The following is a 12,823-nucleotide window of genomic DNA, read 5'->3' as shown; positions in this document are numbered from 1 at the left end:
TTTTCCCTCCTTAAGTGTGAAATTCCAAAATATCTTCATCTTTTACCTCATAACTCTTTTCTACAGGAAGTCCTTTTACTGAACCGTCTTTTTTATAAAGCTTTGCAAATTTTAAATTTTTTGCAATATCTTTATGGATCATCTCTGCTACATCTAATACAGTACTTCCCTTTTCAAGAATATATGGTTTTGATAAGTCGGGAGGATACCCGGGCTTTTTTGTATAAACCCTTACTATATGTAGAGCATCAAATATGCTCTTCTTAATATCCTCCATATTTACACCCTCTTCAGCTGATACACAAAATACATTTAGATCTTTTTTTATAATCTCTATTTCCTCCTTTCTTTCCTCGGGAGCAAAAATATCAATTTTATTCAATATTACAATGCCCCTATTTTCCTTAATAGGAGAATAAGGATCTCTATCAGGATTTTTCCTTACAAGCTTTATCTTTTTTCCTTCCAAAAGATTTCTTATCTTTATATATTCATCCACTATGGAATCAAGATCCATGCTTAAAAATAAGATTATTAAATCTGCATTTCTTATTAAGTTATACATCCACCCTTCCGATTCCTCCCAAAGAGGAGGAAGATCTACAAGTTGAATTTGAATATTTTCATAAGGTAACATACCAATCACAGGATTCATGGTAGTAAAAGGATAATCAGCAACTAAACTCTCGACCCCTGTAAGAAGGGTAAAAAATTTAGATTTTCCAGTATTAGGGGGACCTATTAAAAGCACCTGACCTGCTCCTTCCTTTTCAATATAATCAAGTCCCCTTCCACCTCCTTTTTTAGCCCTTTTTTCTGCCTCTTCCATAAGTTGGGAAAGTTTTCTTCTTAAATCTGCCTTCATCTTATCGGTACCTTTATGTTTAGGTAATATAGCAAGCATCTCTTTTAATGCCTGAATCTTATCTTCAATAGTTTTCGCCTCTCGGAATTTCTTTTCTGCCTCAAAATATTGAGGTGGCAAATTAGCAGGCATAAAATCACCCCTTCTAATTGTTATCCTTCATGATTATACATTAAAAAAGAAATAGCTTCTCAAAGTGTGATATAAGTCACTTTTATAATTATTTTAAAAAATATTTATGGTATAATATTTATTAGAGTAAATAAATTTAGTTTATTAATTTGTCTCTAACCCTCTAATTTAAATAAACTGAATCTATTTACCCAATAAATCAACTGGAGGCCTTTATGAGAAAATTGGCTTTGTTTTCCCTAATATTAATCACCTCAGGCATCTTCCTTTCAGGATGTACCCAAAAAGCAACAACAAATCCGGGAGAAATCAATGTGGGTTTAGGAGATAGCATTATCCAGGGAATAGTAAACTATTTTGATAAACCAACTAACCAAAGTGCAAACATAAAAGTGACATTAATCCCCGAAAGTGAAGAATCTCCACTTAACCTCGACTCATACTATGTCATAACGGGAAACAACGGATCTTACAAATTCCAGAACATACCTTCAGGCACCTATTTATTATTAGCTCAAGATGTTAATAAGGAATATCAGCCAGCAAACTTAGTTATCACAGTAGGAGAAAATGAAGTTAAAACTTCGGAGATGATGATTTTAACAAAGGTAATTAAACACGTAATAATTTTTCGAGAAAACAGCTCAGCTTGGAGTCAAGCAGGAGTACCCACAACAGTTATAGGAGATATCCTCTCATCAATTGGTATGACCGAGGGGACAGGACAAAATCAATACGAATACAGAGAATTAAATATAGAAAATCCTAATTTAGACTTCAATCTTGGCAATCTAGTAATAATTGAGGGGGATCAGCCCCAAGGATTTTATGATGTATATACTAACAATAAAAATGCCTTTGACAACTTTGTATATAACGGTGGGACCATCTTTTGGATAGCTTGCGATATGGGATGGGAAAATGGAAACTTCTCTTCTACCCTTCCTGGTGGAGTAAGCTGGAGAGATGCTTACGAAAATTACAATGATATTGTCTATTTTGAGCATCCCATTACTAAAAACTTTCCTGCACAACTTTATGGAAACTACGCAAGTCATGGTGGTTTTAATAACCTTGATTCTATTAATATATCTAATCTCATGGTATATGTAAAAGAAAATTACGGAGACGGAAGTAGTCAATATCCAACATACATTGAGTACCGATATAATATGGGAAAGGTTTTAGCTACTACAACTCCATTAGAATGGTATGTGGTAAATGGACCAACATCCTGTCCTGAAGGATATACTACTACATATAAAGATTTATTCAAATTAATGCTTGTTAGATCTTTAAGATATATTATGAATTTAGACGTAAGCCCCGATATTCCACCATCTGCAGAAGAAGTTTATTCTCCTAAGATAAAGACAAATCTAAACTCCCATAAGTAAGAGAAAAACCAAGGGGGAGAAATTAATTTCTCCCCTTGGTTAGCTCCATTTGAATATTGCCTTAATTATTTCCTCTTTCATCAGCTTTTTGTATCCTTCCAATAGATCAAAATAAGTGCAATCTCTTGAGACCAAAATATCTATCTCGTGATCAAAAAGGGTAGGATGATAATTAAAACAGAATGGAATATTCTGTTTACCTTCTTCAACTACTTTTCCCACATTTTCATAACCAGGAATTAGAGGAAATTTTTCTCCTTTCTGCTTTCCAGAAAGAACTCTAAGCTCTGTACCTGGACTTACTCCCGTGTAAATTGTTTTTACCAAAATCTTCCCCTCTTCTAATTCTCTTAAATCATACTCTTTAATCTCTAACTGAAAGGGTCCTCTAAACACTATTGCTTTTGACTTCATTTTACCTTCTAAGTTTTAATTTTGTAAATATATTTTACTATTTTTTACTCATACCTTAAAGCCTCCACAGGATCAAGTCTTGATGCTCTTATTGCAGGATACAGCCCTGCTACAGCAGAAAGCAGTAAAGCAAAAAGTAAGGTGGCAATAACCAAAGGAAGAGGAACATAAAAGATTCTTACAAAATTTGACGAGTCTTTAATTAACATTTTATTTAAAGCGAAATTTAAAAGATTATTTAAAAACCATCCCATGAAAATTCCCAAAAATCCCCCTAAAATTCCTTAAAAAATTCTAAAATACTTATTTAATTCGTCTAAGGCTTCTTTAAAGGTGTTAACCGTAAACCCCATATCTTTTATCTTCTTTGCAATCTCCTCTACTTCTCTAAAAGACTCTGCTCTAATATAGACTACTTCATATCCATATCTCTCAAAATAACTCTCATCTCCTACTGAGTATTCCTTAGCCATAAACAAAGGCTAATTTCTTACTATTGATCCTAATCTCGCTCAAAATTACTTCTACAACAGCCCTTACTGCAGACACTCCATTTATATTTTTAAAGATCTTCACATCTTACTTATTTCCTGCAGGCTCATCGCAAAGTAAAATTGATGGATTATTAACAATAGCTCTCGCAATAGCAACCCTTTGTCTTTCACCCCCAGAAAGCTCGTTTCCCTTATTTTTTAGTTTATGAGAAAGACCAACCTTCTCAATAGCTTCCTTTACCCTTAATTCCCTGTTATTACCCTCTGAAAATATTAGAGGAAGCATAAATAAGATAATATTTATATAAATTTTCCACCTTTATCATTTTCTCCTACCTCCTGATTTCCATCTTATTTAATAGCCTATTGTAAAGAAAAATAATAATTGCAAGTATCAAAATTCTTAATATTACCTCCACCACAAAATATTCTATCTTAGGAACACTAAATCCTATTCCTAACTTTCCACTAATATTATAATCAAAAGCAGGGATAAAAATAGGAAGTTTTTGAGGAAAAATCTTGATTAGAAAATTATTTAAATGACCCTTATATAATAGGTATAAAATACATCCAATATAAATGATTATTTTCAAAATTCTATTTTCATAGGGGAGTTTTTTAGCAATAATCATGAGAGAAACGAGGAAAAAGGCAATAACGTTACCAAAGAGAAAATCCAAAAACAAGATAGCTCCATAACTGGAAAAATAATTAATTACAGCATGAGAGAAAGAAGTATTGTAAAGTCTTAAAATGAAAAATGTTAAAAATATTATGACAATTAAGAAACTTAAAAGCTCAATTAAATATATAATCATCCTTTTTAAAAACAAAACAGAAGGTTTCAGGGGTAAAGTAAAGCTCAAATAGTTAAGATCCTTAGAATTAATATCCATAAGATTACTAATTGCTATGAGTATTATGCCTACCAAAAACACCAAAAAGAGAAATACAAAAATTATGAGACTTAGATCATCTCTATTCATAACAGTAGAATTTAACCTTGCATAAATAGTAAAAACCAACCCTATTAATGTAAGTAGAGAAATTAGATAAGCGTTCTTTTTCCCCAAAATTTCATATTTTACAATATTTATTACATTCCTCATCTTATTCTCCTCCCTAAAACATACTCTTAAAGAGTTCATTTATAGAAATCTTCTTCTGTTCCCTTATTTTTTCTGTATTCTCATCTAAAGCAATCTCACCTTGGTATAGGAAAATAGTTCTATCTGCTATAGTTTCAATCTCATTTATAAGATGAGTAGCTATAATCATTAAGCTTTCTTCATAGTAATTTTTTAAAATACTTGTAATAATCTTGTCTCTTGTAGATGGATCTATGCCACTAAGGGGCTCATCCAAAAGATAAATTTTGGCTTTTCTTGAAAGGGAAAGACTTAGGAGTAATTTTTCCATGTCACCTTTAGAAAGTGCTTTAAGAGATAAATCTTCTTTTAAACTAAAAAAGTCAAGAAGATTTTTAAATTTTTTATCATCAAAATCAAAAAAATCTCTGTAAAATTTATAAGTATCTTTAATCTTCATCCACAAAGGAAAAATATTTCTATCGGGAAGATAAGAAATTATAGATTTTGAATAGACTCCAACCTCTTTGCCATCTACCAATACTTTTCCTTTTGAAGGTTTTAAAAGTCCAACTACGATTTTTAAAAAGGTAGTCTTTCCGCTCCCGTTAGGTCCATAAAGTCCTACAATCTCACCAAGATTAAAAGATAGGTTAATATTTTTCAAAGTAAGTTTTTTACCATAATCCTTATAGAGATTAGAAATCTCAAGAATCTCCATTTACTTAACCTCCTTCAAATAACCTTGTAGCAAAGCAATAATATCTTCATCAGAAAAACCTAAATCTCTCATATCCTTGCAAAATCTTTCCAAAACATCCTCTGCCATTTTTTTCTTAAGTTCTTCTATTTTCTTTCCATCCTGAGTTACAAAGGAACCAATCCCTCTTAATGTGTAAGTTATACCCTCTCTTTCAAGTTCTTGATAAGCTTTCTGAACAGTGTTAGGATTTACCTTCAACATCTCTGCAAGCTCCCTCACCGATGGCAATTTATCACCCCCTTTAAGCTTTCCTTTTACTACTTCTTTTTTAATAAAATCCATAATCTGCAAATATATGGGAATTTCCTCATCAAAATTAATCATCTTCACCACCTTTCTATACTATTGTATTAGCTATATAATACAGTATTACTTTAATCTTGTCAACAATTTTGGTGTATAATATCTCCTATGAAGATGAAGGCGATGCTTTTAAAAGAGATAAAAAATCTATCCATAGACAGAAATCCTCTAACCCTTGAGGAAATAGAAGTTCCAACCCCAAAGGAGAAAGAAATATTAATAGAGGTATATGCATGCGGAGTTTGCAGAACCGATTTAGATATTATTGAAGGAAGAACTCTTCCATCAAAATTTCCCATAATCTTAGGACATCAAATCGTGGGAAGAGTTGTGGAAAAGGGTAAAAATGCAAATAAATTTTCCATTGGAGAAAGGGTAGGTATTGCATGGATAAATTCTTCTTGTGGAAAGTGTAAATATTGCTTATCAGGGCAAGAAAATCTATGCGATGAATTTAAGGCTACAGGAAGAGATGTGGATGGAGGATATGCAGAGTATACAGTGGTTTCAGAAGATTTTGCATACAAGATTCCTGAGAATTATTCCGATGAAGAATCGGCTCCCCTTCTTTGTGCAGGTGCTGTAGGATATAGATCTTTAAAACTCACCAACATAAAAGATGGAGATAATATTGGACTTTCTGGATTTGGAGCATCGGGACACTTGGTATTAAAAATGATAAAATTTCTCTATCCTAGTTCAAAAATTTTTGTCTTTGCAAGAAGCAAAGAAGAAAGAAATTTTGCAAAGGAACTTTCAGCTTATTGGACAGGAGATTTCGATGAAGATCCTCCTGAAAAACTAAAAGCCATAATAGACACTACTCCAGCATGGAAGCCCATAATTTCAGTACTAAAAAACCTTGAAAAAGGTGGAAGATTGGTGATAAATGCCATAAGAAAGGAAGAGGGAGATAAAGAATTTCTTTTGAACTTAAAATATGAAAGAGATCTTTGGATGGAAAAGGAAATAAAAAGTGTAGCCAATGTAACAAGAAAAGATGTAGAGGAATTTTTAAAGATAGCAGAAAAACTAAATTTTAAACCTGAGATTCAAATATATCCCTTGGAAGAAGCTAATAAAGCCCTTCTTGAGCTAAAAGAAGGAAAAATTAGAGGGGCAAAGGTATTGAAAATAAGATGAAAATTATAGAAATAGAATTTATAATTGAGAAACAAAAATATTACGATCTCTACTTAAATCACACTCCTTTAAATCAATTTTCAAAAACTCACGTTTTCATAAACAACCTTGCCTTTGGAGAAATACAATTTCCACAGGGAGAAACTCATTCCTACATAGGAGAATTAAAACTTAAACCTGGAAAATACTCTTTTAAAATAAATCTTCCTCAAGAAGACTTTAAAATAATTTCCTTAGAAATTAAAGAGAAAGATTATTCTACTACAAAGATCACAAATTATAAAATAAGGCCTAATCTCTCAGATAATGCTAAAAGACTTTTAGAATTCTTACAAAAGATTTATTCCAAATACATAATAGCTGGACAACATACAAACACTGCCTTAGGTCCTGAGATAGCCTACATAGAATATTTCACAGGGAAAAAACCTGCCCTTCGTGGTTTTGATCTTTTAAGTTATACTCCAGCCGTAAGGACTCAAGATATGACTCCCCATGCCCTAATTGAGATTGAAGGGAATAAAGGTTCTATAGAAAAAGCCATAGAATGGGCAAAAGACCTTGGAGGCATTATCACTCTATGTTGGCACTGGTATGCACCCTTGGGAGGAAAGGATAAAACCTTTTACACCGTTAACACTGACTTTAATTTAGAAGAAGCCCTCCTAAATGGCACTGAAGAGAATAAAACTCTATTGAGAGATATAGAGATTATTGCAGAAAAACTTTCCATACTTAGAGATCTTGATATTCCAATTTTATGGAGACCCCTTCATGAAGCTGATGGAAAATGGTTTTGGTGGGGTGCAAAAGGTCCTGAAAACTACAAAAAACTATACATGCTTCTTTATGAGATATTTACAGAGAAATACAGATTAAACAACTTAATATGGATATGGAATGCTCCTCATCCCGAATGGAAAATTGAGAAAGACCTATACGACATAGCGGGTATTGACCATTATGCACCACCTGGAAATTATGGACCCATGAAGTTTTCTTATGATCTCTTATTAAGACTTACCGATAATGAAAAACTCGTAGCTCTAACAGAAAATGGACCCATTCCAGATCCTGATCTTCTTTTTGAGTATGAAGCTTACTTCCTATGGTTTATGCCCTGGTTTGGAGATTTCGTCTTTAATGAAAACTTCAATTCTAAAGAACATTTTAAAAAGGTTTACAATCACGAAAAAGTAATCACTCTGGAAAATTTAAAAAATTTGACTCATCTTTTCTTATCATGCTAAAATAATTTCAAAAAAAAACTATTTTTGGGGAGGAAACCTATGAAAAAATATCTACTTTTAATCGTATTTCTTTTGCTTCTTATTACTCTCTCCTTTAGCCAAACTCCAAAGTATAAGGACGCATTTATCCTTAAAGAACCATCTTCAGGGGATGTGATAACCAAAAATCTTCCCCTTACCATAGAGCTTAATTTTTGGAATATTGCAAAGTATGAAGGAAATACGTGGATGGCATTTTATAAAGAAGAAGATGCAGTAGAATATTATGCAGATATAAAAAATATAATACTAAAGGATAAAAACTCATGGGTACATGGGTATCCTGAGGTTTATTATGGATACAAGCCATGGTCTGCCCATGGAAACTCCATTGAAAAATTAGTTCTTCCACGAAAAGTATTAGAATTTCCCGATGTTTTATTTAACTTAAAATACAATATATGGTATGAGAGAAATCTCTCTATAAACTTTGCAATGGAGACCTGGATAACAAAAGAACCATATCAAAAAACAGTAACCGCAGGAGATATTGAGATGATGGTATGGCTTTATGCCAATAGACTCTCTCCTGCAGGAAGAAAAGTAGCAGAAGTAAAAATACCAATTATTCTCAATGGAAATCAAAAAGACATTGTATGGGAAGTATATTTCTCACCAGGGAGTTGGGATTACATTGCTTATAAATCAAAAGAAAACATTATCCAAGGAGAAGTAAAAATACCAATAAAGGATTTTATAAAACATTTAAGAACAGTTATAGCTAATAATTCCAGTAGAATAACTGCAGAAAAATATGACCAGATGTATGTAACGGTTTGGGAAATTGGAACTGAATTTGGAGATCCCTACACCAATGAAGCAAAATTTGGGTGGACCTTCTCAAACTTTAACATTGAATCTAAATAAAGAAAAGGGACCCAGTATTGGGTCCCTTTATAACTAATCTCTTTTAGTATTTTCTAAACCCTTTGCCTTTCTAAATTTTTGAGCGTACATCTTCATATCTGCTTTATCCACAAGTTCCCTATAAGAAGATATCTCCTCTGAAGTTGTCTCTATACCAAAACTAATCCTTATTTCTCCCCTAGTTATATCTTCAATTCTATCCTTAATTCTATTTACCACTTTTAGTGCCTCGTTATAATCAGCTTTCCTTAATAGAATTAAAAATTCATCACCACCCCACCTTACCGCAGAATCACTTTGCCTTATAGAATTCTTGATGGCAGTTGCAATCTCTTTCAATACATAATCTCCATAGGAATGCCCAAGGGTATCATTTATTCTTTTAAATCCATCTATATCTACAAAAACCACACTAAAATCTTCCTTTTCACGCAAGAAATCCAAAAAAGCTTCTTCAAGCTTTCTCTCCCCATAAGATCTATTAAAAAGTCCTGTCAATGGATCAAACATACCATACTTTCTCTCCCAAAAGACAATAAAACTCTTAAGAAGATTTCGTATAACAAAGAATAGAGAAGGAGGAAGATTTTTAAGGGAGTAGACAGTTATGGAAAAAGGAGGCTTTTTATAGAAGAATCTAAATCTATTCCTATAAATAAGCTTATTGCCTTTTTCTAAAGTTTTTTCTCCAACTTTCAATACTAACAGAAAATCATCTACAAAATCTGAAATAACCCTATATATTAGTTCTAAGGCTTCATTCTCATCTTCAGAATCTATAATAGCTTTTCCCACATAACCTTCCAGAGCTTTTACCTTTGAATGTTCCTTCATTAGGTTTACATAATCTGAAGAAAGCTCTATTATCTGAGTTTCTAACTCCTTTTGAAGATTTAAAAGGGTAGCAAGTCCTATAATCTCAAGTCTTATATAGGGAATAAAGACATTTAAATTTTTATCCTTTTCAAGGAATCTAATAAGAAGTTTATAAGAATAAAGAGCATCTAAAAATTCCCATCTCTCAAGCATCAAGTCTATGTAAGAGAGAAGTGTAAAAAAACTTTCCCTGAGAATATATCCTTTCAAAAAATTGTGAATAGGATAATCGGTAGGATAATCTCTTAAAGATTTAGAAATCTTTAAGCTTTTTTCAGCAACTAATTTCATATATAGAGTCATTATCTGTTCTTCTTTTGTCCACATTACTTCATCTTCGCTTATCTCAATCTCCCCTAAGAAACTCTTTAAAATCTTCAATAGAACTTTACTTTCTGGAATAGTCTTTAGACTATCCAATTTTTTCATAACTTCTTCTAATTTTTCCACTTCTCTATAACTAAGATATGCAATCGCTAATCTTCTATATCCCGAGTAAAGAAAATATTCTAATTCTACTTCAGACAGTAGCTCTTCCAGATCATTTAATAAGTTTTTTACTTCAGAGAAATCAGCATATTGCATTTTACTTTTAATCAAGTTTCCAAGGCTAATAACCATTAAATTCTTAGAAAGGGATTTTGATATCTCATATGCCCTTTGATTAAGTACTAATGCACTCTTAGGACCATAAAGGTAATTCCTCAAATCGCCAAGATTGTTTATTAATTTATGCAATATTATTTTGTCTCTTGTTTTTTCGGCAAAAATAAGCCCATTCTCAAATATGGAAAGAGCCTTTTCAAATTTACTATCAGTAAGAGTCAAAAGTCCTAAGGCATTATAAAAATTAGCAAGGTATTTAGGAGAACTCCTCAAGCGTAAAATATCTTCTAAATATTTATTCAATAGAATTAAACCATCAAGACTTTCCTTAGTAAGAAAGTAATAACTAACCAACCTAGAAAGAACCTGAGGAAGAGTATAATCCACTTTTAGTCTACCAACAATTTCCTCTGTTATTTTTCTTGCCTCCTCATACCTTCCTAAATATGATAAACATCTAATTTTATTTGCAAGATCAAGCTCATTTTTATCTTCAATAGAGTCAATTATAATAAGGGCTTTATCAAACTTCTGGAAATCTATATGAAGATCTATCAACCTTCGTTTATATATATTTCTACTGTCCTCATCTTTTTTAATAATTTCTTCCAAAATTTCCATTTTCCTCTGAGTGTTATAAGAGGTTCTAAACTCCCTTATCTTTGCATACTTCCAATATTTCCTATTATCCTCAGCTAACACTCCTATTCTTCCCCATATATCACAATAGTTAAAAGAAGAAAGTTTTTTTATAAATTCCTCTTTTAATTGAGATGAATCATGAGACATATTCTCTTTTATATAATTTAAAACCTCTTCGGATCCAAATCTCCAAAGAGGATATTCCCACCTTATTAATCCTGTCTTAACAAAATCCATAATAAAATTTAAGGGACCATAAAGTTCCTTTAATGCCTTTATGGAAGTAGAGGAAAAAGTCTTTCCAACAAAAGTAAGAGTATAAAGAGCTTTTTTCTCGCTATCTGTTAAAGAATTGACTTTTTCATTAATAATCTCTTGAAGGGTTTTAAAATTGTTCTTATATACTATTAAAGCATTATTCCAGTTTCCATTACTCATTTCAAAAAGTTTTAATGCATCCTTATGGGGCAAATTAAATGCCTTTTTTATTTCTTCTATAAAAGTCTTCTCACTTATAGGAACCGATAAGGCCTCAGAACTTATTTCATAAGCTTCTGCATCAAAATCTTCACCAGCAACAACAAAATTTACACTGTGCTTTTTATTCAAATAGGGTATTAATTCTTTAAAAATCTCGTTATAATTTAAATATTCCTGCCAATTATCAAAAATCCAATATTTTATCTTTTTCTGCCCTAAAATATATGAGGCTATATCAGCTATTTGACCTATCTCTAAATCTGAAGATATCACTTCTTCGGATTTATACTTTTCCAGATAGGACAAGAACCTAGGATGAATATATCTTACTAATATGGGACCCACTAAATCTCCCTTTTCTTTAAAAAAAGCCCTCTTATCTATTAAAGAAAGAAGAGTTAAAAAGAATTCACCAATTGGAGTTCTATGGGATGCATAATGGGTAAAAAGAGAATAAGACTTATTTCTCTCAAAAAGAGATCTTAATAAATAGGTTCTTCCACTTCCCCTTGGAAGGTTTAAATATATTATAGGTTCCCTCTTTAAAAGCTCTTCAATATGATTTAAATTCTCTAAAAGAAAATCCATTTTACATTAAAGTTTTTAACTAACTATTTTTATTATAACATTTCATAATCTCTTTAATAAGTTCCTCAACCTCAAAGTTAAACCTCTTTATCCCTAAAGTTTCACTAATACCTTTCAAATTCTCTTTTAGCAAACTAACTTTCCTATCCACCTCCATACTTCCTATCCTATCAAGATCTACATAGGAAAGATCAATACTTAAAATCTCACTACTTTCTTCAACTCCTGCATGAAGAGGATTTGGGGTCATAAGCTCCTTAGGGTAATTTACCTTTCCCCAATGCCATGAAAGCACCCTCATATTCCTTTCTTTATGTTCTTCTTCTAACCTTTCTACTACTTCTATTTGAGGTTTTGCCATGTGTCCTGTACATAAAATACATAACTTAAAACCAGTCCTTTCAAGAAAATTAAGTATATCTTTAAGAAGATTGTAAAAAGTTTCCTTTCTTACAAAAATACTTCCAGGTATTCTCTCCTTTGCAAACATCTCCATTCCCCAAAATTCTTCTCCATCTTCCACCAAAGTACTATCAGTCCCCACATACAAAGTAGGCATGAGCACTCCTCCTAATCTTTCCCATACAAGCTCCAATAATTTTCTTGCTCTAAAAGGATCAGTACCAAATATAAGATGTTCTCCATGCCACTCAAGAGGACTTACAGGAAGATAAACTATAGGGTTCTTTTCAAGAACTTCTCTAAGATGATAAGGAAACATGCTCTCATACCTATACTTAAGCATACCTTCAACCTCCATAACTTTTTACTTTTACCTTTAATTTTATCCTTTAAAAATTTCTTTTTGTGTTAAAAAGAAAAGTGACTTATTTTGACCCCATCAATATGGTAATATTTAAACAAAAGGTTTAT

13 protein-coding genes and 1 pseudogene are annotated in these 12,823 nt (G+C 31.9%); 4 read left to right on the top strand and 10 right to left on the bottom strand.

All coding sequences use genetic code 11. The features are described 5' to 3' along the window. Window positions 1-10 precede the first annotated feature (10 nt). A complete protein-coding gene (locus DTUR_RS03240) occupies window positions 11-997 on the bottom strand; it encodes a GTPase (RefSeq protein ID WP_012583008.1) in 987 nt (328 codons plus the stop codon). 215 nt (window positions 998-1,212) lie between these two features. Here DTUR_RS03240 and DTUR_RS03235 point away from each other — a divergent pair, with 215 nt between their 5' ends. Continuing rightward, window positions 1,213-2,394, top strand: a complete 1,182-nt coding sequence (locus tag DTUR_RS03235; protein WP_012583007.1) for a hypothetical protein — start codon at window positions 1,213-1,215, stop codon at window positions 2,392-2,394. A gap of 39 nt (window positions 2,395-2,433) precedes the next feature. On the opposite strand, the gene DTUR_RS03230 is transcribed toward DTUR_RS03235, so the two are convergent. The 7 genes and pseudogenes from DTUR_RS03230 to DTUR_RS03200 form a co-directional block, all read right to left on the bottom strand. Then, entirely contained in the window at window positions 2,434-2,808 is a 375-nt protein-coding gene (locus DTUR_RS03230) for an alcohol dehydrogenase catalytic domain-containing protein (protein ID WP_164931002.1), read from the bottom strand. Between the two features lie 44 nt (window positions 2,809-2,852). Next, window positions 2,853-3,089: an FtsX-like permease family protein gene (locus tag DTUR_RS03225; RefSeq protein WP_337955230.1), complete on the bottom strand. Its 237-nt coding sequence runs from the start codon at window positions 3,087-3,089 to the stop codon at window positions 2,853-2,855. Between the two features lie 3 nt (window positions 3,090-3,092). Further along, window positions 3,093-3,281, bottom strand: a complete 189-nt coding sequence (locus tag DTUR_RS03220) for a hypothetical protein (protein WP_164931001.1) — start codon at window positions 3,279-3,281, stop codon at window positions 3,093-3,095. A 112-nt stretch (window positions 3,282-3,393) separates the two neighbouring features. Further along, window positions 3,394-3,585, bottom strand: a pseudogene (locus DTUR_RS09505) (ATP-binding cassette domain-containing protein); the annotation flags it as partial. Between the two features lie 49 nt (window positions 3,586-3,634). Next, window positions 3,635-4,414, bottom strand: coding sequence for a hypothetical protein (locus DTUR_RS03210; protein WP_012583006.1), 780 nt, complete (start codon window positions 4,412-4,414; stop codon window positions 3,635-3,637). 13 nt (window positions 4,415-4,427) lie between these two features. After that, the gene (locus DTUR_RS03205) at window positions 4,428-5,114 is read right to left on the bottom strand and encodes an ATP-binding cassette domain-containing protein (RefSeq protein WP_012583005.1); all 687 of its coding nucleotides are present in this window, start codon (window positions 5,112-5,114) and stop codon (window positions 4,428-4,430) included. Continuing rightward, window positions 5,115-5,480, bottom strand: a complete 366-nt coding sequence (locus tag DTUR_RS03200) for a GntR family transcriptional regulator (RefSeq protein WP_012583004.1) — start codon at window positions 5,478-5,480, stop codon at window positions 5,115-5,117. Between the two features lie 93 nt (window positions 5,481-5,573). Between DTUR_RS03200 and DTUR_RS03195 the strand changes: the two genes are divergently transcribed. The 3 genes from DTUR_RS03195 to DTUR_RS03185 are packed head-to-tail and all read left to right on the top strand — an operon-like array spanning window position 5,574 to window position 8,758. Further along, complete coding sequence (locus DTUR_RS03195) at window positions 5,574-6,602, top strand: zinc-dependent alcohol dehydrogenase family protein (RefSeq protein WP_164931000.1); 1,029 nt, start codon at window positions 5,574-5,576, stop codon at window positions 6,600-6,602. Continuing rightward, complete coding sequence (locus tag DTUR_RS03190) at window positions 6,599-7,852, top strand: glycosyl hydrolase (RefSeq protein WP_012583002.1); 1,254 nt, start codon at window positions 6,599-6,601, stop codon at window positions 7,850-7,852. Before DTUR_RS03195 ends, DTUR_RS03190 begins: the two co-directional genes overlap by 4 nt. Before the next feature lie 39 nt (window positions 7,853-7,891). Continuing rightward, window positions 7,892-8,758 (top strand): GH12 family glycosyl hydrolase domain-containing protein, encoded by an 867-nt coding sequence (locus tag DTUR_RS03185; protein WP_012583001.1) that lies wholly within the window; start codon window positions 7,892-7,894, stop codon window positions 8,756-8,758. Window positions 8,759-8,791: 33 nt separating this feature from the next. Here the strand turns inward: DTUR_RS03185 and DTUR_RS03180 are convergent, their stop codons facing one another. After that, window positions 8,792-11,950, bottom strand: a complete 3,159-nt coding sequence (locus tag DTUR_RS03180; RefSeq protein ID WP_012583000.1) for a GGDEF domain-containing protein — start codon at window positions 11,948-11,950, stop codon at window positions 8,792-8,794. 19 nt (window positions 11,951-11,969) lie between these two features. Next, on the bottom strand, window positions 11,970-12,695 hold the full coding sequence (locus tag DTUR_RS03175) for a creatininase family protein (protein ID WP_012582999.1): 726 nt from the start codon (window positions 12,693-12,695) through the stop codon (window positions 11,970-11,972). Window positions 12,696-12,823: the final 128 nt, after the last annotated feature.

Origin of the sequence: Dictyoglomus turgidum DSM 6724 (assembly GCF_000021645.1) — a bacterium.
GTDB lineage: Bacteria > Dictyoglomota > Dictyoglomia > Dictyoglomales > Dictyoglomaceae > Dictyoglomus > Dictyoglomus turgidum.
Note: the sequence above shows the minus strand (reverse complement) of the source record. Positions and strands in the feature narration are given on the sequence as shown.

Bases quoted from the DNA above. Each gene is read 5' to 3' on its own strand.
- DTUR_RS03240 (WP_012583008.1), bottom strand. From the start codon at position 997: ATGCCTGCTAATTTGCCACCTCAATATTTTGAGGCAGAAAAGAAATTC.
- DTUR_RS03235 (WP_012583007.1), top strand. From the start codon at position 1,213: ATGAGAAAATTGGCTTTGTTTTCCCTAATATTAATCACCTCAGGCATC.
- DTUR_RS03230 (WP_164931002.1), bottom strand. From the start codon at position 2,808: ATGAAGTCAAAAGCAATAGTGTTTAGAGGACCCTTTCAGTTAGAGATT.
- DTUR_RS03220 (WP_164931001.1), bottom strand. From the start codon at position 3,281: ATGGCTAAGGAATACTCAGTAGGAGATGAGAGTTATTTTGAGAGATAT.
- DTUR_RS03210 (WP_012583006.1), bottom strand. From the start codon at position 4,414: ATGAGGAATGTAATAAATATTGTAAAATATGAAATTTTGGGGAAAAAG.
- DTUR_RS03205 (WP_012583005.1), bottom strand. From the start codon at position 5,114: ATGGAGATTCTTGAGATTTCTAATCTCTATAAGGATTATGGTAAAAAA.
- DTUR_RS03200 (WP_012583004.1), bottom strand. From the start codon at position 5,480: ATGATTAATTTTGATGAGGAAATTCCCATATATTTGCAGATTATGGAT.
- DTUR_RS03195 (WP_164931000.1), top strand. From the start codon at position 5,574: ATGAAGGCGATGCTTTTAAAAGAGATAAAAAATCTATCCATAGACAGA.
- DTUR_RS03190 (WP_012583002.1), top strand. From the start codon at position 6,599: ATGAAAATTATAGAAATAGAATTTATAATTGAGAAACAAAAATATTAC.
- DTUR_RS03185 (WP_012583001.1), top strand. From the start codon at position 7,892: ATGAAAAAATATCTACTTTTAATCGTATTTCTTTTGCTTCTTATTACT.
- DTUR_RS03180 (WP_012583000.1), bottom strand. From the start codon at position 11,950: ATGGATTTTCTTTTAGAGAATTTAAATCATATTGAAGAGCTTTTAAAG.
- DTUR_RS03175 (WP_012582999.1), bottom strand. From the start codon at position 12,695: ATGCTTAAGTATAGGTATGAGAGCATGTTTCCTTATCATCTTAGAGAA.